General features: G+C 69.2%; 17 protein-coding genes. 3 read left to right on the top strand and 14 right to left on the bottom strand.

What is annotated here, in order from left to right:
- Window positions 1-9: 9 nt before the first annotated feature.
- The 5 genes from rosag_RS21410 to rosag_RS21390 form a co-directional block, all read right to left on the bottom strand.
- Window positions 10-1,299 (bottom strand): efflux RND transporter periplasmic adaptor subunit, encoded by a 1,290-nt coding sequence (locus rosag_RS21410; protein WP_284352213.1) that lies wholly within the window; start codon window positions 1,297-1,299, stop codon window positions 10-12.
- Window positions 1,296-2,903 (bottom strand): TolC family protein, encoded by a 1,608-nt coding sequence (locus tag rosag_RS21405; RefSeq protein ID WP_284352212.1) that lies wholly within the window; start codon window positions 2,901-2,903, stop codon window positions 1,296-1,298. Before rosag_RS21405 ends, rosag_RS21410 begins: the two co-directional genes overlap by 4 nt.
- A gap of 132 nt (window positions 2,904-3,035) precedes the next feature.
- The gene (locus rosag_RS21400) at window positions 3,036-3,458 is read right to left on the bottom strand and encodes a hypothetical protein (RefSeq protein WP_284352211.1); all 423 of its coding nucleotides are present in this window, start codon (window positions 3,456-3,458) and stop codon (window positions 3,036-3,038) included.
- Between the two features lie 101 nt (window positions 3,459-3,559).
- Window positions 3,560-6,676: a bifunctional serine/threonine-protein kinase/formylglycine-generating enzyme family protein gene (locus tag rosag_RS21395; RefSeq protein ID WP_284352210.1), complete on the bottom strand. Its 3,117-nt coding sequence runs from the start codon at window positions 6,674-6,676 to the stop codon at window positions 3,560-3,562.
- Window positions 6,673-7,314 (bottom strand): ECF-type sigma factor, encoded by a 642-nt coding sequence (locus rosag_RS21390; protein ID WP_284352209.1) that lies wholly within the window; start codon window positions 7,312-7,314, stop codon window positions 6,673-6,675. The genes rosag_RS21395 and rosag_RS21390 overlap by 4 nt, the downstream gene beginning before the upstream one ends.
- 231 nt (window positions 7,315-7,545) lie before the next feature.
- Between rosag_RS21390 and rosag_RS21385 the strand changes: the two genes are divergently transcribed.
- On the top strand, window positions 7,546-8,559 hold the full coding sequence (locus rosag_RS21385) for a TolB-like translocation protein (RefSeq protein WP_284352208.1): 1,014 nt from the start codon (window positions 7,546-7,548) through the stop codon (window positions 8,557-8,559).
- A gap of 320 nt (window positions 8,560-8,879) precedes the next feature.
- Here rosag_RS21385 and rosag_RS21380 read toward each other — a convergent pair whose 3' ends face one another.
- The 4 genes from rosag_RS21380 to rosag_RS21365 form a co-directional block, all read right to left on the bottom strand.
- A complete protein-coding gene (locus rosag_RS21380) occupies window positions 8,880-9,779 on the bottom strand; it encodes a phage exclusion protein Lit family protein (RefSeq protein ID WP_284352207.1) in 900 nt (299 codons plus the stop codon).
- Window positions 9,780-11,294: 1,515 nt separating this feature from the next.
- Window positions 11,295-11,750 carry a ubiquitination-like system serine protease family protein gene (locus rosag_RS21375; RefSeq protein ID WP_425607527.1) on the bottom strand — a complete coding sequence of 152 codons (456 nt, stop codon included), beginning with the start codon at window positions 11,748-11,750 and terminating at the stop codon, window positions 11,295-11,297.
- The gene (locus tag rosag_RS21370; RefSeq protein ID WP_284352205.1) at window positions 11,741-12,922 is read right to left on the bottom strand and encodes a ThiF family adenylyltransferase; all 1,182 of its coding nucleotides are present in this window, start codon (window positions 12,920-12,922) and stop codon (window positions 11,741-11,743) included. The genes rosag_RS21375 and rosag_RS21370 overlap by 10 nt, the downstream gene beginning before the upstream one ends.
- A complete protein-coding gene (locus rosag_RS21365) occupies window positions 12,897-13,169 on the bottom strand; it encodes a multiubiquitin domain-containing protein (protein ID WP_284352204.1) in 273 nt (90 codons plus the stop codon). The genes rosag_RS21370 and rosag_RS21365 overlap by 26 nt, the downstream gene beginning before the upstream one ends.
- A gap of 608 nt (window positions 13,170-13,777) precedes the next feature.
- Between rosag_RS21365 and rosag_RS21360 the strand changes: the two genes are divergently transcribed.
- Both rosag_RS21360 and rosag_RS21355 read left to right on the top strand, forming a co-directional pair.
- The gene (locus rosag_RS21360; RefSeq protein WP_284352203.1) at window positions 13,778-14,947 is read left to right on the top strand and encodes a HigA family addiction module antitoxin; all 1,170 of its coding nucleotides are present in this window, start codon (window positions 13,778-13,780) and stop codon (window positions 14,945-14,947) included.
- A gap of 441 nt (window positions 14,948-15,388) precedes the next feature.
- Complete coding sequence (locus rosag_RS21355; protein WP_284352202.1) at window positions 15,389-16,318, top strand: hypothetical protein; 930 nt, start codon at window positions 15,389-15,391, stop codon at window positions 16,316-16,318.
- 360 nt (window positions 16,319-16,678) lie between these two features.
- Here the strand turns inward: rosag_RS21355 and rosag_RS21350 are convergent, their stop codons facing one another.
- The 5 genes from rosag_RS21350 to rosag_RS21330 form a co-directional block, all read right to left on the bottom strand.
- The gene (locus tag rosag_RS21350) at window positions 16,679-17,686 is read right to left on the bottom strand and encodes a DUF429 domain-containing protein (protein ID WP_284352201.1); all 1,008 of its coding nucleotides are present in this window, start codon (window positions 17,684-17,686) and stop codon (window positions 16,679-16,681) included.
- 259 nt (window positions 17,687-17,945) lie between these two features.
- Entirely contained in the window at window positions 17,946-19,001 is a 1,056-nt protein-coding gene (locus rosag_RS21345) for a hypothetical protein (protein ID WP_284352200.1), read from the bottom strand.
- 12 nt (window positions 19,002-19,013) lie between these two features.
- Window positions 19,014-20,015, bottom strand: a complete 1,002-nt coding sequence (locus tag rosag_RS21340) for a hypothetical protein (RefSeq protein WP_284352199.1) — start codon at window positions 20,013-20,015, stop codon at window positions 19,014-19,016.
- Between the two features lie 741 nt (window positions 20,016-20,756).
- Window positions 20,757-21,659 carry an HNH endonuclease gene (locus rosag_RS21335; RefSeq protein ID WP_284352198.1) on the bottom strand — a complete coding sequence of 301 codons (903 nt, stop codon included), beginning with the start codon at window positions 21,657-21,659 and terminating at the stop codon, window positions 20,757-20,759.
- A 67-nt stretch (window positions 21,660-21,726) separates the two neighbouring features.
- Window positions 21,727-22,722: a VRR-NUC domain-containing protein gene (locus tag rosag_RS21330; RefSeq protein ID WP_284352197.1), complete on the bottom strand. Its 996-nt coding sequence runs from the start codon at window positions 22,720-22,722 to the stop codon at window positions 21,727-21,729.
- Window positions 22,723-22,897 lie beyond the last annotated feature (175 nt).

Here is a 22,897-nt window from a genome sequence, read left to right as displayed (position 1 = left end):
AGCATCGCCTCACCTCCGCGGCGCGGGCGCGGCCGCGCTGGGCATCCCCTTCGTGTGCGCGCCCTTCGCGTCCATCCCGGGCATGTCCTCCATGCCGGGCATGCCGCCCATCTCCGCGCTGCCCGTCTGCCCCATCATCGCGCGCATCACGTCGGCGAGGTTCGACTCCGACTCGAGGAGGTACTGCGCCGACGTGACGACGCGGTGCCCGCGATCGACGCCGGACAGCACCTCGACGTACTCGCCGGACACGCGGCCCGTCGTGACGTCATGCGGCATCAGCTCCCCGCCGCCCATGTCGACGAAGACGATCGCGCGCTCGCCCGTGCGGACGACGGCGGTCGCCGGCACCGTCAGCGCGCGGCGCGTCGGCGTCGTCAGTCGCACCGTGGCGTACGCGCCCGGCCGCAGCCGCCCGTCGGCGTTCGCCACCTCGACGCGCGCGCGGACGGTGCGCGAGGTCGCGTCGGCGGTCGGCGCGAGGAAGGTGATCCGCCCCTTGAGCGACCGCCCCGGCTCGCCGGGCAGCTCCACGTCCGCGGCGGTGCCGACGCGCGCGGCCACCGCGTCGCCCTCGCGCAGCTCCGCCTCGACCCAAACGACCGAGAGGTCCGCGAGCGTGTAGAGCGGCTCGCCCGCACCGATCGCCTGGCCCTCCGTCACGCGCTTCTCGAGCACGACGCCCGACGCCGGCGCGCGCAGCGTCACCGTCGGCGACGCACGGCCGCTCCGCAGCACCGCGTCGATCTCGGCGCCGCTGACGCCCATCAGCGTCAGACGGCGCCGCGCGGCCGCGACGAGATCCGATGGCGCCGCGGGCACGCCCGGCCCGTCCGCGCTCAGCGTCCCCGCGAGTCGCCGCGCGACCAGCAGCTCCTCCGCGGCCGCCAGCACCTCGGGCGAGTACACCGTCGCGAGCGGCTGCCCGCGGCGCACGGCCTGGCCGGTGGTCTCCACGAGCAGGCGCTCGACGTAGCCACCAAAGCGCGGCGCGACCGTCGCGACGCGCCGCTCATCGACGGTCACCATGCCGCTCGTGCGCACGGCCGCGGTGAGCTCGCGCTCCTCGACGGTGCCGAACGTGACGCCGAACTGCCGCAGCTGGCCGGCGGTGAGCCGCACCGTCCCGCCGCCGCCCATCGCCATGCCCTCCATCCCCGGCATGTCGGCCATGCTGCCGTCACGCGTCGTCGCGGGCGCGGCGCCGCTTCGCTGATCGCGGCGCGCGAGCACCGCGGCGGCCGCGCCCGCGACGACGACCGCACCGATGACGACGGCCCACAGCATCCGACGCCTCATGGCAGCACCTCCGCGCCGACCGAGCGCTCCAGCTCCGCGACCGCCCTCGCGAAGTCCGTGAGCGCGCGCTGGTAGGCGGTCTCCTGGTCGAAGACCGCGGCGTGCGCGTCGAGCACCGCCGCGAGCCCCGCCTGCCCCGCGCGATACGCGGCGAGGCTCGCGGCGAGCGACGCCTGTGCCTGCGGCATCGCGGCGGACGAGAGCAGCGCGAGCTGCGTCCGCGCGCGCTCGGCCTCCGCGTGCAGCCGCGCGATCTCGGCGCCATGCACGGCCAGCTGCTGGTGATGCTCCGCCTCGAGCGCGGTCAGCTCCGCGCGCGCGCCCGCGACCAGCTGGTCCTGCACGCGCCGCCGCTGCACGGGGATCGGCACGGAGACCGTCGCGGTGATCATGTCGGGATGCCGTGGCCGCACGCCGTACTGCAGCGCCACGTCGAGGTCGGGGCGCCGCTCGCGCCGCGCGAGCTCGACGCGCGCGCGCTGCGCGGCGATGAGGGCCTCGTGCGTGCGGAGGATCGGGCTCCGCTCCGTCGCGAGCGCCTGCAGCGTCTCGACGGAGGGGAGCGGCGACCCGGCCGCGCGCGCGCCGAGTGCGGCGGAGGTGAAGCGGACCTCACGCGCGGAGGGGGCGACGGCGGCGCGCACGATGCGCGCGGGCACCACGGTCGCGTCGACCGGCGTCGCGGAGGGGCGGTCGAGCGCCGCGTTCAGCCGTGCGAGCACCGCGCGCCGCTCCTCGACCAGCGCCGCGGCGTCCTCCGCGAGCCGGGCGACCTCCGCGCGCGCGCGCAGGATCTCCTGGAGCGCGCCGCCCGGCATCGGCGCGCGCATCGCGCCGCCCATCACCGCCGGCGCGGCGTTCACGGCCGGCATGGCCGCAGGCAGCATCGGCGTGCCGTCGCCACCGCCGGCCCCCATGCTGCCCATGCCTCCCATGGCGGGAGCGGATGCCGATGCGCTGACGCGCGGCGTGGCGGCACGCGCCGCCGCCATGGGTGCGCCCGTCGTCGGCATCGCGAGGGGCGCGGCGCGCGACGCCATCGAGGTGGTCGGAGCGAGCGCCAGGTCGGCCCCGCTGCCGTAGCGCGACTCGGCGACGCGCACCTGCTCGACGAGCAGCGTCCGGTTGCGCGCGACGAGCGTCAGCGCGCGATCGAGGTAGGCGAGATCGAGGTAGGCCGTGCGCACGTCGCGTGCGACGTCGAGCCGCACGCGTGCCACCTCCGCGCGCGCCGCGTCGACCTCGCGCTCGGCGGCGGTGCGACGGAGCGCGCGCTTGCCCGGGAGCGTGACGGTCTGGCCGACGCCGACCATCGCCATCGTCATCTCGTCGGCGAAGCCCGGCGCGGAGAGCGGGAGGTTCTGCACGCCGGCCATCAGCATCGGGTCCGGGCGTGCGCCGGCCGGACCGACGCGCGCCGCGGCCGCATCGACGCGGGCCGCCGCGGCGCGCACGAGCGGGCTGGCCGCGAGCGCGGCGCTGACGAGGGAGTCGAGCGCGTCGGCCGAGCGCTGCGCGCCGGCGGACGTGGCCGGAAGGAGGAGCGCGGCGGCAGCGGCGCATGCTCGCGCGCGCACGCCGGCCCCGGATCGGGCGAGCTGCATGGGAGTTCGAGCGTGGGTCCACGCCACGCGTGCGGCCGCGCCCGCACTCGCGGGCGGCCGGGAACGCGTGGGCTCCCCGGGCACGATGCCCGGGGACGACTCACCGGCGACGGGTCGTCGGGTGAGGGTGGACTACGCCCGGGGAGGGGGCGGCTCGGGAGGCGTGTCGACCGAGGCGGGCGCGATCACCGCATCGCCCGCGAGCGGGTCGTGCACGGGCGTGCGCGTGGACGGGACCCACGCGGCGACGGCGAGCGTCGCCGGACCGCACGGCGCCATGTCGCGACAGCCCGCGGGGGCCCACGGAAAGCGGCACGGCGTGTCCGCCGGCGGCTGCGTCGGCTGCGACTCCTCCGTGGACGGCATCGACATGTCCATGCCCGCCATGTCGTCCATGCCCGCCATCCCGGCCATGTCGGCGTGCGCGGTGACGACCGACGCGCCGCCCATGCCCGTCACGTCCGGCATCGCGCAGGCGAAGCCGGACTCGGCGAAGAAGAGGACGAGGATCGCGAGCCCCGTGAGGAGCGCCGTCGCGCGGCGGAGCACGGCCATGACCGACAAGCTAGCGCGCCGCGGGTCGGCGTGAACCGGGAAAGCCCCTACGCCGGCGTCGGCGCAGCCGGCGCGCGGCAGCGCCGCCGGCCGGCCGGCCCTCACCGCCCGGTGCGTCCGAGGTGCGCGTCGAGCCAGTCCAGCGTCTCGCGAATCAGCAGGTCGCGGGGGATGAAGTGCCCGCCGATCGCGAGCACGTGGCGCTTGTCGGCCGCGCGGGCGCCGATCAGCGCGAAGTACCGCCGCGCGTTGGCGACCGGCACCATCGGATCGAACTCCCCGCTCAGCACCAGCGTCGGCTGGCGCACGCGCGGGAGCGCGTTGATCGGATCGACCTCCGGGATCGCCGACATCGGCGGCAGGAGCGCGACCTCGATCACCGCGGTGCGGAGCCGCGGCTCGTGCGCCAGCGCGAGCGGGCCGTTCACGCCGCCCCAGCTGTACCCGAAGAACGCGATCCTGCGCGCATCGACGTCGGATCGCGTGTCCAGGTAGTCGATGGACCGGCGCAGGTCCTTGACCGCATCGATGGCGTTGTCCCGGTACTCGGCCGTGTCGAAGTCCGGTCGCCGCCGGACGTCGCCGACCTTGCGGTCGAAGATGCCCTCGTAGATCGGGAACGCAACGGCCCGGCCGCTCTTCACGATGAAGTCGAGCTGCTTGGCGAAGTACAGATCGACGTCGTCCAGCGCGAAGGTGTCCCAGCCGGGCCAGTAGACGACGGTCTGATAGGGCGGCGCGCCCGTCGTCGGGAGATACAGGTGGAGGAGCATGCGCTCGCCGCCGTAGCCCGCATCGAACCGCACGCGCTCGCGGGTCCAGAGCCGGGTGCGGTCGATCCGCTCCACCGACGCGTTCAGCGGACCGCGCCGGTAGTCGAAGAGGCGCCCGTACGCGGCGAAGACCGCGTCCGACACGGGCTGCCCCTTCGCATCGACCGACACCGTGGTGCGCGCCCGGATCGGTGCGCGCAGCCGTGCGGCGACCGCGGGTGCGTCGTGCGTGATGGCCAGTCGGAAGCCGTTGGTCGGGGACCGGTCCTCCGGCAGGGCCGACGCGTCGCTCGTGCCGGCGATGTAGTACGGATCGTTCCAGCTCCCGCCGAGGATGATCCGCTCGGCGCCGATCCGGCTCCGCGTCCACTCGCGGACGTTGCCCGTCATGTCGAACGCGCCGACGTGCGTCATCGCGCGGCTCGTCGTGACCGGCCGCGGCCCCTGGCCGCTGAAGTTGCTGGCGGGCAGCAGCCAGGGGAACATCGAGTTCGCCAGCGCCGCCTGCCAGTGGTGCGCCGTCGGCAGCTCCCGGCCGACGAACCGCGCGTAGGCCGCCGCCTCGTACCAGCTCACGCCGGACACCGGATACGCGTCCCGTCCGTCGGGGAAGTCGCCGGCTTCCCACGTGCTCGGTCCCGGCCGTCCCGTGCGATCCACGAACCGGCGCCTCGCCGCCTCCCACGTCACCGGCCGGCCCCGCACCACGACCGGGTCCCAGAGCTCCGGGCGCGCATACCCGCCCGCCTGCACGAAGCGTCGGTACTCGGCGTTGGTGACCTCGTAGCGGCCGAGCAGGAAGTCGCGCACCTCGAGCACGTCGCCGCCCACCACGACCTGCTGCCGGGGCACGCGCACCATGTCGGGGGGCAGGGTCTCCTCGGTGTCGAGACGGTACGTCTCCGGGCCGACGAGCAGCATGTCGGCATCGACCGCCTTCAGCTCCTCCCAGTTGAGGTGCGCGCCGCCCAGCGCGCGCAGGATCGGTCGATGCCCGTCCAGCTCGAGCCGCAGCCGCGACAGCCCGTACGGCACGCGGATGCCCCGCAACGGCGTGCGGCCGAGCGCTTCCCACTCGTCCGTCGCGACGCCGTACGACTGACGGAAGACCCGCGCGCCCTCGGGCTCGGACGTGAGGGTCACGCGCCACGACATGCGCGGCCACAGCTCGGCGAGCTCGTGGCGCTGGGGCGTGCGCCGCTCGATCTCCTTCGCGAGGGCGTACGCCGACTCGAAGTCCGCGACGTCGAGGTACCGCTCGATGCGCGGGAGCGCGTCGTCGACGAGCCATCGCGCGTCGGCGTCGCGCCCGGCGTACCAGTACGCCGTCGCGCCGACGACGGCGGCGAGCAGCGCGACCACGAGCGCCGCGATGCGCACGCGGCGTCCGACGGCGCGCGAAGGACGACCCGCCAGGTCGGCGAGCAGCTCGGCCGCGCTTCCGTATCGCTCGCGTGGGTCCTTGCGCAGGAGCCGCTCCACGACGCGGACCAATCGCTCTGGCGTCTCCGGCCGTCGCGCCGCGATCGGCTCCGGCGGGGCGTGCAGGATCGCGTGGAGGAGCGCCGCGTCGCTCCCGCCGCGGAAGGGCCGCGCGCCGGTGAGCATCTCGTGCAGCACCACGCCCAGCGACCAGAGGTCCGTGCGCTGGTCGACCGCGTCGCCTCGCGCCTGCTCCGGCGACATGTAGGCGATCGTGCCCGGCGTCGCACCGGGACGGGTGAGCGACACGTCCGTGACCTTGGCGAGCCCGAAGTCGAGCAGCCTGACCGTGCCCTCGGGCGTGAGCATGACGTTGCCCGGCTTCACGTCGCGGTGGACGATGCCGCGCGCGTGCGCGGCCGCGAGCCCGCGCGCGATCTGGACGGCGACGTCCGTCGCCTCGTCGACCGTGAGCCTCCCCCGCGCGAGCCGCTGCTTGAGCGTCTCGCCCTCGTACAGCGCCATGGCGATGAAGGGCCGGGCGTCGTCGGTCTCCCCGATCTCGTGCACGACGCAGACGTTGGCGTGCTCCAGCGCCGCCGCGGCCCGCGCCTCCACGAGAAGCCGCTCCCGCGCGTCGAGCTGCGCGCCCAGGTGCGGCGGCAGGAACTTGAGCGCGACGTCGCGCGCCAGACGCGTGTCGTGGGCGCGGTAGACCGTCCCCATCCCGCCGCGGCCGATGCGCGACAGGATCCGGTAGCGGCCGACGGCGCGCCCCACCAGCGGGTCCGGCGCCGACGCGGACGCGCGCGAGTCCTCGATGCGGAGCGCGCTCGGAGACCCGCCGGCGGCACGGCCGAAGCGCGCGAAGAACTCCTCCGCGGCGGCGGCGTGCTCCAGGAGCGACGCGAGCTCGTCGCGCAGGTGCGGATCGTCGCGGCACGACGCGTCGAGGAACGCGGCGCGGGCCTCGCGCGGCAGCGCCCGGGCGTGCTCGTACAGCCGCTCCGCCTCGTCGGTCACGCCCGCTCGCCTCCTTCGCGCGTGCACGTCAGGTCGCGGTACAGCCACGCCTGCGCCATCGCCCAGCGGCGCTTGACGGTGGCCGCCGAGATCCCGAGCGAGTCGGCGGTGTCCTCGATGGTCAGCCCGCCGTAGAAGCGGCACTCGACCACGCGCGCGTGCAGCGGGTCGTGCCGCTCGAGCCGGCAGAGCGCCTCCTCGACCGCGATGAGCGCCTCGGCGTGCATCTCCGCCGACGCGCCGCCCGCCAGCGACCGCTCGTCCACCACGTCGAGCGGGACCTGCCGGCGCGCCCCTCCGCGCTTCGCGGCGCGCCTGCGCTTCGCGTAGTCGAGGAGGACGTGCCGCATCGCGCGCGAGGCGACGGCGAGGAAGTGCGGATGGCTCGTCCAGCCCGGTCCCGGCTGGTCCACCAGCCGCAGATACGCCTCGTGGATCAGTGCGGTGGTGTCGAGCGTCTCGTCCCCGCGCCAGCGGCGCCGCTGCCGGCGCGCGAGCACGCGCAGCTCGTCGTAGACGAGCGGGACCAGCGCGTCGAACGCCGCGCGGTCCCCGGCGCCGACCTCCTCGAGCAGGCGGGCGATGGCGGGCTGGCGCGGCGTGGGCTCGCGCGCGGATCCGGGCCGGGGTGCGGTCATGGCCTCCCTGTCGGTTCGGGCCGACGTGACGGGTGGCTGCTCCGGCTTGCCAAGATGCACCACGCACGTGCCGTGACAAGAGCGCGTGAGCGCGCCCGCCGCCCGCGCCGCGCTGTGCCCCGCCACCGCCGTGAGCCGATCGACGCGCCGTCCGTCGTACGAGCCGGATGAGGGGCCTCGCGTAGGATCGGGCGGCGCGAGCTCCCAGACCCATCCACACGGAGGAGCCGGATGCTCACGCTGACGAAGGGACTCGACTGGTCGCGACGCGCGGCGCTGATCGCGCTGGCCGCATCGGTGCTCGGGTGCACGCGCGACGCGCTCGCGCCACGGTGGGCGACGCCGGAGGAGGCCGTCGCGCGGATCGGCGCCACCACGGCGTGGTCGCCCGCGGTACGCATCGAGGCCGCCTGGCCCGGGGCGCACCCCAACTTCAACACGCCGGCGCTCGACGGCTGCCCGGCGTCGTCACGCGACGGGAAGACCTTCTTCCTGGCGTCGACGCGGCCGGGCAGCCGGGGCATCGACATCTGGGTGTCGCACCGCGCGAGCGTCGACGAGCCGTGGGGCGAACCGGCCAACGTCGGGGAGCCGATCAACTCGGCCTTCAACGACTTCTGCCCGATGCCGGCGCGCGACGGCCACGAGTTCTACTTCGTCAGCAACCGGCCGGGCGGCTGCGGCGGCGACGACATCTACGTCACGCGCTTCCGCGACGACGGCACGATCGACCCGCCGGAGAACCTCGGCTGCGCCGTGAACAGCGCCGCCAACGAGGCGGGACCGGTCCCGCTCACCGAGCCGGGGCGCGGCCCGGTGCTCTACTTCTCGAGCACGCGCGCGGGCGGCCTCTCACCCGAGCCGGCCGGCGCGGTGAGCGGCGACGCCGATCTGTACTCCAGCGAGTGGCGGGCCGGCCGCTGGCAGGCGCCCACGCTCGTGCCGGGCGTCAACAGCGCGCAGGAGGATGGGCAGCCGTACGTCCAGCGCGACGCGCTCGAGCTGTACTTCTTCAGCACGCGCCCCGGGGGGCTGGGCGCGCAGGACATCTGGATGGCGAGCCGCGAGCAGGCGCGCGACGCGTGGTCCGCACCCGTGAACCTGGGCAGCACCGTCAACAGCGCGGCGGCCGAGACCCGGCCGTCGCTGTCGTGGGATGGCGCGACGCTCTACTTCGGCTCCACGCGGTCGACGGGCGAGTCGAACATCTACGTGAGCGTGCGCGCGCGGCTCGTGGGACGCTGACGCCGACGCGCGTGTGGTTGTGATCAGTCTGTCGTACTTCGGACGACAATCCGACGTAATTTCCGACCGCCGGCCCCCGTATGCTCCTCGTAATTCCCGACGCGAAAGACCCGTCTTCCTTGGTCCTCAGGGCTGGTGATTCGATACGACACGAGGACGCTGAGACGGGCCGCTGGCCCATCTACCGACGTGCCATGCGAGGTCGGCTGCCCGCCCCTGCTCTTTGCTCGCGAGGTCGTCTGCCTCGGGGAAGGGATGCCGCCGATGACCACAGGGCGTCCCCGTCTCGCGTGTGCAGCCGCTCGGCTATCGGCCATCCGTCACGCAACTGATTCCACTACGCCAATCAGCTTCAAACACGCATCCCGCCAGCTGTCCGCGGGAACGCTCGAGGGCAGCGACCCGTCCTGACGCAACACCGCGAGAAGTAACGCGGCCAGAAACCTCCAATGAAGCGCGTCATCGGGTACGTCTACTCTCGCGGCTAGCACGCGGAGCCTCTTCGCCAGCGGTGGGTGTGATGACGAACCCGCCCACGCAGACCGCCTCGTTGCGTGGAGCAAGATGAAGCAGCCAAGCGCTATTCCTGCTCCCCGCTTGCTGAGCACGGCACTCCGCTCCTCTGCACTATCGCGTACGTACTGGTCCACAGCGTCCAGCAGAAAGCCCCTCGCAAATGCGTCGCACTCGAGCTCCTCGTCCAGAACGGACGCGAACGAACGCGCTTCCTTCGCGCACCGCAGATGATGGAGCTCATGCAAGAAGACGTATGCCGCGGCAATGACATTGAGGTCTGCTACGGCCTTCTCTTGTTGACTCCTGCCCCCGTCGGGCGATGGCCGCGGCACGTGAGGGGGCCACTCGAAGTGCTCTCTATCAAGCACTTCGCTCAAGTGTCGGACGGTTCGAAGGCCCTCAGCCATCGCCTTCTCTTCCGCGTGCTGTCCCGGCAGTGTGTCGAGTACCGCACTGCCCACATCAGCCTTCCCAGACGTCAGCATCAGGAGCGGCGCATACGCGGATAGCGACTGCCACGCGATGTAGCCGAGAATCCATATCTGATCGAGCGTTCGTTGGGTGAGGGTTATCGAGCTAAACGCCCCCGCCTGCAGCTTGAATCCTGGTGCATCGGCCAGCCGCGCGAAGTACGGCTCGAGCTCAGAACAGAGCGTCGCGACTTCTATTCGACGCTCAGGGGCTGCACCGTTGATGGCTGCCATCACGGCGCTTCGCAAAAGCTCAGAATCGTCATGCTCCCTATCTGCCATTCGGCTCCTTCGCTCCTCGGCATAGTTTAGAGTGCTGCCATTTACAGCCAGCGAGCGTGCCGAGCGGCCTCGCTGGATGCAGCGATCACATCGTCGCAACCACCTCCTTTGTCGCGACCTCCTTCGCCGTCTCATCACCGCGAACATCGAGCGACACGACTTTGCGCAGCCCGTGGAGCATCACTCACGAGACGGCACCGAGTTCCTGCGGCACCTGATCGGTCCGCGCGCCGTGGAGACAGATCGGCCGGCGAACGACCGCATGATCTCCGCGGACTGGTCAAGGCTGGGAAGGATGTGCCCAGGAGGTGCTAATCCCCGGGCTCCTGAGCGTCAGTCCTGCGTCTCTCGGGCTCTGTCCGCTCTCGCTCGTTGCGCAGATCGGGGGGCGCTGCATCTGAGAGTTCAGCAGATGCACCTGGCACTAGGTCACGTATGGCGCTGAGCAATACTCCTGCGCGAGTCGCTATCAGCGTCGGCCCGCGCCATTCGATCAGAACTCCGAGCAGCCTATTCCTCGCCTCTTGGCCGCGACGAAGACTGGAGAATCGCCAGAGTCCACCGCCGCTCATCCCAAACGGATCAGGAGGAATTCGTGGCCCTTCGAGATCCACGCTGCTCTCCTTGTCGAAACCCATAAGGGCATGGAAGGGCTCGGCCACTCCGAGGCCCTGGTGCTCCGATGCTTTCAATCGCGGGCCGACAGCGAACATCGGCGTCGCAACCGCCGTCGCCGGATCGGAATGGCTCACCCAATTTCCCGGGAAGCCGATTGCCAAGCAGTCCTCTGGCAGTTCCGGATCTTCGAGACTCGGATCGACGTCCTCTAGGGTGAGATGTCGGCAGCTCGCCAGTGCTTGGGAAGTCTGGGGATCCAGTACAACGAACCCGAGATCGAACGGGTCAGCATCGCGATCGCCATCTGGCGCCTGTGTCCACCGACGGAGGCCGCCTACGGTCGTCTGTCCCGCCGGTGTCGCCACGTGCAGCGGTCCGTGGCGCGCCTCCTCATCAAGCACATGAGCCGCTGTCACAAGTAGGCGTGTCGTGCCGACTTCAAATAGCAGCGAGGAGCCCACGAAGTTCAGCCGACGCTTTGAATCGAGCCAGGCGAGAGGACGAATCGCCGAGTAGACATCGGCAAGGTGCGCGAGCACTCTATGCTTATAGGTATCCGTCGGCACAGCCGCGAACGCGCTCTCGAAGGCTTCCTGGTTCGCGCGCCTTTTTCGTTTTCTAGTCATAGAGCGTCAGTCCCGGTCGACGAGTCGCCGAGACCAAGTAGCTTAGAGAGTCACGGACCGCAGCGGTTGAAGGAACTCACCTTCAGCCGAGGCCGAGGAGTTTCTTCAACTGCTCTGCCACCCTCCCCGACCGGTATGTGTCGAACTGCTCGTAGACGTCCGGCAGCAGGAGGCTGCCTGAGCCTGTGAAACAGAGGTGCTGGGACACCTCCACGGGACGCGGTCAGCCGTCGCGGCGACGACTCAACCAGGATCGGATGCGCTGTAGCAGAGTCCGGTTTGCGCTACCGTTGGCGTTTCCCCGCCGAACATCCTGTACCGGCCGCTCGGCGCGCGCCTGCGATTCCTTGTGCGCACGGTGCCGCATTCTCCCTTCCGCGATCTGACCCGCAGTCCAGCTTTCCGCCCACTGCACTCCGTTGCGACGAATCCAGTAGTGGGACTCGCACGCGAAGCTCCAGTTGCCGATCGACGGGTTGAGCGAAACGGTCTCGCCATCGAATGTCAGCGACCAGTCAGTAGGACTGATGGGGGTCACGACTTCCTCGCCGCATCCGCAGCAGCAGCAGTGGACCGCCGTCGCGAACGGGATCGAGATGTAGAGAACCCCCTCCTCCAGCGAGCGTGGCACGTACTCCACGAACTCGTGCCGGATGCGCATCCGACGGTTCACGCGCATTCCTCGTTCGTGAGCGTGTTGCCGTCGATGGTGTACGTCGTGTGGTGCTCCTTCTCGAAGTCGAGATAGAAGCCGAGGTGCTTCTTCCACTTGAGCACCGCCAACGCGGCGTTCAACGCGTTGAGGTCGGCGATCTGGATATTGCGGACGTATTCGTTATTGCCGTCGTCCCCGGCGAATGGGATGCGACGACCGTCTAACACGTGCGCTCGCCGGCGCTGCGTACTGCTCGTGACGCGCAGTACACCTCCGAGCCCGCGCTCGGACGCGTAGACTCCCATGCCGACATCCGCGAACGGGACGCCGAACGCCTCGAGGCTCTCGACGAGTTGTCGCCGGACGTCGCCGTTGTCGACACAGAGAAACACGAAGTCCATTTCTCGGAGCTCATCGACGTTGGTCGCGTCGAGGTAGTACGAATGCGCGATGACCCCGCGCTTCATCCGAGCATACTGCTGCTGGAAGTACGTCGCTTTGTCGAGCTGGCGTCGCAGGTCCTCGACGGAAGCCGCACCAGGCGACCGGAACGCATTGTGTTGCGAGAACGAGTCGCGGTCGTAGAGATGGATCTCTTCCACCGGGGTCTTGGCGACGAGGTCGAGCACGTACGACCCCGTCCCGCCAAGGCCCACGACCGCGATTCGTTGCCCGTGCAAGCTCTCCGCGAACGCCCCGATGCCGGCCCGGCTGGTCGCGGTATCCACGTACTCGAACGGCGACTCCGCATCGTCCGCCTCCACGACGCGGAAGGTGCGCGGCGTTGCGGCCGGGTCAATCGCCTGCGCTGGATGCGAGATGATCGCGGCGTAGCGCGTCATCTTCTCGTAGTAGTCCTGGTATCCTGCGCCCGGCTTGTTCGAGAAGGAGCGATGGACGACGATCCCAGGTGCGAGCGTCGACTCGCCGCTCCCGTGCTCGATCTGAGTGATCGGGGAGCCATCGAGGTTGCACGGATGGGCTCCTGCGAAGTAGACGACGTGGGTGCTCGGCCTGACCGTAGCATCGTCGGCGAGGTCCAGCGCGGACACCAGCACGCCGCGCTGGATAACCCGGCCCACCGAGAGGTAGGGGACATCGTGGACTAGGAGGAAGCCGGCCCGCACCTCGATCGCGTAGCCGTCATCTCGAAGCCGCCGCAGGTCAGGGCTACGACTTATCAGTCGCTGTGACATTGAAGATCATCCCGTCCTTGAGCTTGACCATCTGACCCTCGACGAGGGTGCCCTCAGGCTTCTCTCCATGCCCCCGTCGGTACGTGACGGTGTAAGCCGTGTTGTCCCCAGTCGTCCCCTGCGGAAAGGCCAACGCGACGATCTCGGCGAACGACAGCTGCGTCTTCGTTGCCGATGTCGCGCGCCCGTTCACCACGATCGTGAGCGTGCGCACCTCCGGGCCGTGACCGCTGGCTACCTCAGACATCTTCCCGTCTCCTGCTTCGCACTCGAAGCGGCATGGCGGAACCGTGATGTGTCGTGTCCGGGTCGTTCCGTTCGGCCGCGGCACCCGACAGGTCAGCTCGCTGACACACCCCGCCGCGGAACGCTACCTTACGGGTACCGGGCTCGGCCGACGCCGGCGGGCGCGACACTTGCTGCCGTTAACCCACGGGGTTAACGATAATGTAGCCCGCGAACGACGCAGCCGCAAGTGCTTGATTCACCCTTGGGGTGAATCTCTTATTGCCCTTCGGGGTTTCATGGAACTACACTTCAAGAGCCGGAAGCTCGAAAAGTCCTGTTCTGTCGAGCGCGAGTCCGTCCGCATGTGGGGGGCGGAGCGCTCACGCGTCGTGCGTCGACGGCTCGCCGAGTTGGCGGCTGCCGAGAGTCTCGCTGTGATCAGCTGTCTACCCCCTGCCCGGTTGCACCCGCTTTCTGGGGACCGCGATGGCCAATTCGCGGTCGATGTACAGCACCCTTTCCGGCTTGTGTTCGAGCCGTACCAGGACGAGATCCCCTGCCTCGCCGACGGCGGGGTGGACAAGGCGAAGATCACGGCCATCCGCATCCTAGGGGTTGAGGACTATCATGGGCGTTAAGCCAGCCAGGGCATTCTCGCCCGACTACGCCGTACCGCCCGGCGAGACCGTGCTCGAAATTATTGAGTCACTTGGCATTCCTCAGAGCGAGCTCGCGGAACGCACCGGAAGGCCAAAGAAGACCATCAACGAGATCATTAACGGGAAGGCGGCGATCACGCCGGAGACCGCCTTGCAGTTCGAGCGCGTGCTCGGAGTGCCGGCGTCCTTCTGGAACTCACTAGAGCAGAATTACCGCGCCGCGCTCGCGAGAATTGCCGAACGCGAGCGGCTCGAGAAACAGACCGACTGGCTCACCGAGATCCCGGTTAAGGATCTCGTCCGGACTGGGTGGATCGAACGCCGAGAGTCGCTCGTCGAGCAGTTAGAGGACGTGCTCTCGTTTTTCGGCGTGGCCTCAGTCGAAGCGTGGCGGGACGTCTGGGGCGGAGTGCGAAACGCAGTGGCCTTCCGCGAGTCCGCCGTATTCGCCAGTGAGTTCGGGGCTGTCGCAGCTTGGTTGCGCAGAGGAGAACTCGAGGCGCGGCAGACGAGGACCCGACCATTTGACGCGCTGCGATTCAAGAGCGTTCTCAGCGACGCGCGGAAGCTCACACGGGAGGAGCCAGACGTGTTTTGCGATGCGCTCGCATCGTCGTGTGCTGACGCGGGCGTGGTTGTAGTCTTTGTACGCGAGTTGCCGAAACTCAGGGTGTGCGGTGCAACCCGATGGCTTAGTTCGGATAGGGCGCTAATTCAACTCACACTTCGGTATAAGACTGAGGACCACCTCTGGTTCACTTTTTTCCACGAGGCCGGTCACATTCTCTTGCATGGCAAGCGAAGCATTTTCGTTGAGGAGGTCGGCGGCACAGTAAGAGGCGACGCGCGTGCAGAGGCATCCGCCGCTCGCTCGATCGTTGAGGAGGAAGAGGAGGCAAACCGCTTTGCGCGTGATCTCCTCATTCCCCCCGATCGCTACAGGGCATTCGTTCAAGCAGGGGAGTTCAGCGTCGCGTCCATCTACTCATTCGCGGACTCGCTTGGGATCTCACCGGGGATTGTACTGGGGCGACTACAGCACGACGCAGTCGTCCCATATCGAACGAACCTCAATACGATCCTGAAGCGCTCCTTTCGCTGGGCGGACGAGAACGATGAGAGCCACCGCCCGACGTAAGTCGTCCCGCTCGGCGAGCGTGCAGCGCAGGTGAGACTTGGCTGACAGCTAGTATCTTCATTCGATGCGATCGCGCAGGTCAGTCTGCATAGCTCTGCTGAACGCGTTGACCAGCGATGCTCTATGGCCGTGAGTCGGGAAGAGCTCTACGCGGAAGTCTGGGCCGAACCGATGACCAAGGTCGCGGCCCGATATGGAGTCTCTTCGAGCTCTCTCGCTCGCATCTGTGAGCAGCTGAACGTGCCGCGTCCGGCACGCGGCTACTGGGCACAGCTGGACGTCGGGAAGGCGCCAGCCAAGCCGGCGCTCGCGGACGCACGACCCGGTGACGCGCTTGAATGGACGCGAGGTGATGAGCCCAAGCGCGTCTCACGCGCCCTACCGAAGCCGCCTGCGCCGCCTTCGCCCATTCCACTCCGTCCGAGGACGCCCCGAGGGCAGGTGCACCCGCTGATCGTGGGTGCCCGAGAGCACTTCGACGGGGCGCGGCAGTCGGACAGCGGCCACCTTCGACCGGCCAAGCGGCTGCTCGTCGACCTGTTCGTCTCGAACGACACGCTCGATCGCGCGCTCACCACGGCGAACACGCTCTTCACCGCATTGGAGCGGCACGGATACGGGGTGGCCTTGGCGCCCCGTGATCAACACCTTCGGCGCCCGGCAGTCGATGAGCGAAGCGGCGGCGGTCGCGATCGGGGTGGCTACGGGAGCTGGAGCCCTGATCGGCCGACGGTCGTGTACGTCGGCACGGTGGCAATCGGCCTCACGCTGTTCGAGGTTAGCGAGGACGTGGAGGTCCGATACGTCGATGGCAAGTACGTTCCCGTCACCCAACTTCCTGTAGCGAGACGGCGGGGCTCCTACGCACACGACGCGTGGACCCACAAGCGCGACATGGCTAGCGGGAAGCTCTGCCTGCGAGCATCATCGCCGTACGCGGTCGCAACGTGGGAGAAGGATTGGCGTGAAGCGAGGAAGGGCGAGCTCGCATCGAAGATCCCGGACATCGTACAGGAGCTCGAGTCCGCGGCCGTGACCGTCGCGAAGCTCGTTGAAGAAGGAGAACGACGCGCGGAGGCCCAGCGGCAAGAGTGGGAACGGCAGCGGGAGCAGTGGCGGCGCGAAGAAGCGGAGCGACGCCGCGCGCAGCATGTGAAAGAGAGTCGTGAGCAGCTCGCCGCGCTCATCGAGGCATGGAGCGCGGCGAAGCAGGTCGAGAGCTTCTTCGAGGATGCAGAGAGGCGCGCGGCGCTTCTCGGTGACGACGAGCGCGCCGTGCTGTTGGACCGGGTGAAGCGTGCACGCGAGCTTCTGGGCAGCGTCGACGCCTTGCAGCGCTTCGCGACGTGGAAGGCGCCGGACGAACGGTGAAGGCATCGTCATCCTAGCGGGGCCTGACGACCGTACTGAGCGAGAACCGGACAAGGCTCTCCGGAAGGATTCGACGTCATCAGCCGGGCCGCTGCCGCCCGCGCTGCCGGCTCGCGGTGCCTCCTCAACGTGACCTCCGTTCACGGGCGCGTCGCCGGGGATCGGTCCTCGAGTCGCTCGTGCCCTTTGTGGCTATTCCGTACTGCCAGACAAAGCTCGATTTCGCGCGCAGACTGCCGCCAGGGGGCTCGGCTGGGCGCGCTCGGCGTGGTGCTCGGTTTCTGGCACTGCTTCACTGGGGGCAGAGTCCGCGTGCTGACGCTCGCATAGCATCCGGGGCGGTCGCCAGAGCCGCCGACGCTATAGCGGGTTGCCCGGCGCGCCGCCCTGGCACTGAGGACAGCGGCGCTGCCAGATGTCCGTGCCATTCGCGCCGTACTCGTTGCCACAGCGCTGGCAGCGGAGAAGGTACGTCAGGGCGTTGTGATCCGATCCAGGACGACCGGTGGCGCTCAGCACCTCCTGCTGGTTCCGGTTGACGTAACCGGGCTGTGTCGTCCTCGCAGCGCTACTCCGACCGGCCGGCTCTGACCTGCGCCTCTTCACCGACCCACCTGACGTGGGCCTCGGCTGACTCAAAGCTCGGGAATCGTCGCGATCGGCACGCGGGCAGACGATGTAGCCCTCGCGCCAGCTACCGTCTCGCCTGAACGGAGCCGTCCCGAACCTCGCGACCTCGGTGTCTGTACCACGCTCCAGCGCGAGGCCGGCCATGCCCGCGACGATCGCCTGTAACTCATCGTGGGTGGGTTCACTATCGACGATCAGCGAGTAGCGCTCCTCGAGCGCGCCGTACCACGCGCGAACGTCTCCGGCGGTCGAACGCGACTTGCCCGGGAGAGGTGCGATTCTCAGGGTTCGCCACGCCGCGGTCGGGAAGGTCTCCGCCACCGTCGGGCCGCCCGATGACGCCAGCGGGAATTCATCGCCCAGGAGCCGCCAACCGGTGGCCGTGAGCCAGTCGAATACGTCGATCGAAAAGGCGACGTACCCCAGCCAAGTGGCGGGCAGACAGTGGCCGAGCTCTCCCGTCTTCGCCGGCGTCGCGAGTGCTCGCTCGCAGTGTCGGGCGTGCAGGAGCCCCGACGCTGGGTCCTTCCAGCCTTGGGGTCCGTCGATCAGCAGGTACGTCGCCTCATGGGCCTGCGCGACGGCCTGCACTTCACGCGCGAGGGTTGCAGGCGTGGGGACGCTACGCCGGCGCAGACGCTCGATCGTGACCGTGATGGTGTCACGGCTCCCTCTGAGCACCACCAAGCCGTTGTCCTCATAGGATCGGTACGCCAGGTCGAGCGAAACGACGGTCACAGGGAAGACTCGCCAATCCGGGGGTTAAGCATGCAGAGGAGCGACGCGGATCCCAGTGTTAGCCTCGCGCGCCTGCCTTGCATCACGTGTCCGCTGGCGTCACTGGCTGCGGACGAGGTCTCCGGCGGCACGGTGGCCCGGTGGCCCGGCGGCACGGCGGCACGGCGGCACGGCGGCACGGCTGCCAACGCTGAAGGCCGCGGTGTCGTCGTTGCTCGGCCTCCCGTGGCCACGCTGAAGCCGCCGGCCGGAACGTGCCTCACGAGCCGGAGGCCGGTCGCTCTTCCTCGATGAGGAACGGCGCTGCCGCCTTCGGGATACTCGGGTAGTGGTAGACGCCCCGCTCTCGGTAGCTGACGGACCGAACGACGTTGGCGAACACCCGGTGGAACTGCGCCTTCGTCATCTCAAAGGTGCCATCCGGCGTCACGACGCGGAACCGCTCGTCATCCGCCAGTGGCTCGATGACAGCTGCCCGGAATGTGAGCCGCGTGGCGGTATAGCAGGCCACGACCACCCCCCCGCTCGCGCACTCGCTTCGGCTGGTGAGATGGAGCTCACGCCGTTGCGCCACGCCCTCGCGGGCCTGGTCCTCCGTCGTCACGCCGTACGTGTAGGCAATCTCGAAGCCTTCAGCTGATCGGGCAGCGCGATCGACGTTCGCCAGGAGGGCGAACTCATCCCACACATCCGCGTATCGCGCGGCGAACCGCGTGGCCGCGAACCCGGTCACCCGGCGATCCGCCCCCCATCGCTGCCACTCGGGCTTTGGCAGCAAGCAGTGGTTGCATGGGTGCACGTTGCGAATGAAGCGGCGAACGACCTCCTGCTTCGCCCATACACGGTAGTTGGTATACCCGTCCTTGACGTCTGCGAGATGCGCGATGTGCCATCCGGCCATGTTCGCCGTCGGCGGGCAGGTCGCGGAGACCTCAAAGAGGTGCGCCGGCATCGTGGCCACCACGTCCCCCATCGCACCGGGTGCAACCCGAACTTCCTGGAAGAGCGCCGCATGGGTCCACCACGCCGGCGCATTGTCGGTCGCCTTAAAACGCACGCCCTCGTCAGTCTCATACACAGCCCCGCGCTCGGTCCCGCGCACCTGCCGGAGCAGATGCAGCGGGTCCGGCGTCCCGAGGAACTCCACGAGTGCACGGTGAAAGTCGGCCACCGCGGCCGGCTCCGGCAGATTCGGTACGATGAACCGCTCGTAGAGCTCCTCCAGCGGTCCGTGGAACGCGTCGGGCGCGCGCAAGAGCTGCCGGCAGGTGTGGACTGCGGTGCGCGCCTCGCGGGCAGTGTGGATCAGCAGCACGATTGCTTCAGCTCACGGGATGCTGCGAAGGCCGGCTGACGCTACCTCGCTGTTGTGCTCGACGAAGGCAGTGACGCCGTCGACGATGCGCTTGGCATCGACCCGACTGACTTCCGCGCCGTGGTGCGTGACTTGATTCCGGCGGTCCCAGAGGTTCGCGAGGGTGTACCCATCGGTGCCGCGCGGGAACCGTTCGGGTGGGAGCTTCCTCAACAGCGCGCGACAGTTGTCCTCGCGGAGCACTCCTGGCCCGGACACCGTGCGCGCAACCACCTCCAGTTCGCGCCACGCGATCAGCGCGGCCACAGTCGCGTCCGTCTCCAGGTACGAGCGCGCCAGGTCCAGCCGGTCGGTCGTGTTGAGGGCCTTCGCGATGCGCAGGGCTCTTCGCTCCTGCACCCACTCATCACGGTGAAAGCGGCCGTGGTGCACCGGGTCCGCGTGCTTGCGGGAGTATGCGAGGCGATACCAAGTCCAGAGCGCGAACTCCGCATCGACGACCGTTCGGATGCCGGGGGTTGCCCAGCGCCTGCGCGCCCACTCTCGCAATTCCGTGCAATAGTCGATGTAGAACGTGGGCACTGTGGGGCCCGTGACGTACAGCTGGCTCGCCAGGTGATGGCTGCACATGGCGAAGCGGTCCGGATAGACGTGGTGTAGCACGAGCGCCGTGAGGCTCAGCTCACGAAAGGCGTTGACCAGGGCAACGATGATCTCCCGCCGATACTCCACGCTCCGGAGGTCGCGGATCAGCGCCGCGACGGGGCGCTCACGGTCGTTCATCTTTCGATCAAGCTCCTCCCGATCCGGCTTCGTCCAGTCCTGGACGAACGGCAGGCTCACATCGAAGATCGCCAGGACGTCGTCGACCGTGATCGAGCGTGAGCCCAGACCCACAGGGGCGAAGCGCTCTTTGATGTCTTGGAAGCCGACCCCGAACGTGGTGCCGTACTTGTCCTGAAGTGCTTCCGGGAATCGGAGGAAGTAGTCGCCCAAGTCCAACGTGTCGCTCATGGGTCCGTGTGAGCAGTGGTGGTAGGACGGGGGCTTGCGTCTCGCGATTCGCCATCGCAGCTCGTGGGCTGCGCCGGTGATTGGTCGCGCACGCGCCCTTCGATGCGGGCACGCCAGCTAGGCGACGCAGTGCGGTGGAGAGTGCACCGGCGGTGTGCCGTCGACTGACCAGCGTCAGGCGGCGCTGAATCGAGCGCTTCGTTCTCATGCGGGTTCCGGTCGAAGTAGGTCCCACCGGCCGCGCCATCCTTCGAGACGCGCAGCTGAGATCGCGTGGTGGCTCGACGCGTCGTTCCGCGCCCGGTGACCACCGTTCGTGCGTAGGTACGCGGCGTGCGCCTCGTAGATGTCCCTCCGCACCCACTCATCAGGCGCGATGAACACCGTGTGCGGTGACGCACCGAGATCCACGAACATCCAGAAGGTGGGTACGGCGGGCGGCATCGGAGTCTCACGGCCACTGGTCACGGTGGGCTGCCAGGTGCCACTCCGCTTCGACTTCACACGGACACGGACGCGGGCTCCCGTCTCAGCGACTCCCTCCAGGAACGTGACGCCCCCGTCAGTCACCTCGTGAACCGTCCACCCTCGCTGCTCCAACTCGGAGCGCACGTAGGCGCGCCCCTGGACCGCCGGGCCGATTGTATCGACGGGTCGTCGACTCATACGCTGCTCGTCGGGTACGGGGAAGACCTGCGTGCGAGATGGAACGGGGAGGTCGGCTGCGATGCAGTCGCGGCCTCAGGAACGGGCGTCATGCGCAGTGCTCAGGGTGCGCTGGGTGATCAGATCATCGAGCTCTCGACACTGGCCACCCCGGTGGATCATCGCGTGACAGTTCGCGCAGACGACCGCGAGGTCCGCCAGCGTCGTGAGCCTGGGGCCCTCAAGTTCGGCGAGCGGCCATCGGTGGTGCACGTGCGCGAACCCAGCTCCGAGCGCCCCATAGCGCGCGGCGAAGTCGAAGCCGCATCCAGGCACCTCGCACTGCAGTCGCCCCTCGGGATCGGCTTCCTGTACGGCGGCGAGCTTCGCCGCCCGGAGCGCACGCTCGCGAGACCGATGCGCGACTAGGCCTTTCCGCACGTGGCCCTCGACCGCCGCGAGCTCGGGATCATCCATAAGCGAGACCGGCCGCAACTGCTCCACATGCGCGGTCCAGGCTATCTCAAGTGCGGCTGCGGTGGTGGGCCGGATGGCGATGCCCGATCGCGGGGTGGCCCACGGCACACCTGTCAGCGGGCCCTCGGTGGCCGATGCGACATCGAGCGGCGGCTCAACCGCCGGGTCGAGGAGCAGCGCGTCGAATCCCACCCCGACATACCAGGCTGACTCGCCGCGAGCACGGCGCTCCGTCTGCCAGTGCAGGTCCTCATGACTCCCGCGGGTCACCCAGCCGGATGCAACCACTCCGCGCGGTACGCGCCCTTGCCGGAGCAGGAAGATTCGGGAGCCGGCTGGGATGCCCTGCGAGTTGCCGCAGCTCCAGGAGACCCACGGGCGCTCGTCCCGGGCGAACGCCGCGAGCTTCTCGTAGGATGCGTCGACGGAGCCGCGCCCGCCCCCGGGATTCCAGGTGAGCAGGTACGCGAACGGGCGTGAGTCGGCAGCCCTGCCCTCGCGGCGCTGTGCGCGACGCGTCATCGGCCCGGCGCCCCGGTGTTTGGGAGGTGCCCCCATCCCGGCACGAACCGACCGGCGGCTCTCTCTGTCATTGGCGTACACGCCCGATCACGACCGCATACGAGGCGTCGTCTTCCGCGATGCGCAGGAGCGCCGTCGCCCACGCGGCCTGCTTCGGTCGAATGGAGTCCCCGGGCCCCTTGTACTCGACGAACCGGAACTCGGTGGCTCCAGGACGCCAGGCGACGACGTCCGGATGCCCTCCTGAAGGCCCGAGATCCAGGTCGGGGAACCGGGATCGGAGCGCGCGGTCGTGCTCCCAGACGTTCGGCAGGCGCTCCCGCAGCTCGCTCCGCTTGATGCAGAAGGGCTGCCAGGACGGCACGTGGGGAAAGCCAGACCATTCGCTGATCCAGTAGGCGGTATAACCGGCGGTCCTGAACCGTGCGACGAGTTCCACCTCACCACAACTGTAGGGGCATCCGCTGTCGGTCCCGGCGAGGAGCGGCCGCTTGTTCCACGTGTCCGCCGCAGCCGCGGCGGCATGCTCCCACCGCGCCTGCCAATCAGCAGTCACGTGAAATGCGCGGAACTGGGCCTCCAAGTGCCACGTCAGGAGGTCGCTCCCCTGGGACAGATGGCTCCGATAGGGCACCGACAGGGGCTCGAGCACGTCGAGCCAGCTGGGCACCCCTCCGTCGCTCGCACCCAGACTGCGGGAGGGCGACGGCCGGACGCCCCCTTGACGCACTGTGGGCGCCGTCCGACGATCAGCTCGGATGGTGTGGCGGTCGCACGCACGCTGTGAGCCGAGAGAGCCATGTGCGCCGCGGCCGGCCTGCTGCAGGGTCTCGGCGGTCTGCACGCGGACCATCCGGCCGCTGGCACCGATCACCACGGTCGGGGAGTAGCCGAGCGCTCCCACGGCGGAACGCACCGCGTCGGCAAATGCGTTTGCCGAAGGCACGTCGGGCGGGACGTCGACGTCGACCGAGCCATCTACGCGCGATGTCACGCGCCACCCGTGGCGGGCGATGAGCGCAGCGCGAATCTGCCTCCGATGTAGCGGATCGTCGTGTCCCACTCACATGCTCCGATTCGAGGACCTCTCCTGACGCAGCCGCGCGACGGGCTGTAAAGCTGCCCACCTCTGCACGACACGCATGGCGGCCGTGCAACGCCTGACATGGGAGTTACGGGTGGGAGCGTGGAATGCGGAGCGCGTGGCCGCGTTCCTCCGCGCGCCTCCGCATGCTGCC

The sequence above is a fragment of the Roseisolibacter agri genome (genome assembly GCF_030159095.1).
In the GTDB taxonomy this organism is placed as follows: domain Bacteria; phylum Gemmatimonadota; class Gemmatimonadetes; order Gemmatimonadales; family Gemmatimonadaceae; genus Roseisolibacter; species Roseisolibacter agri.
This window is presented reverse-complemented; position numbering and strand designations above follow the sequence as displayed.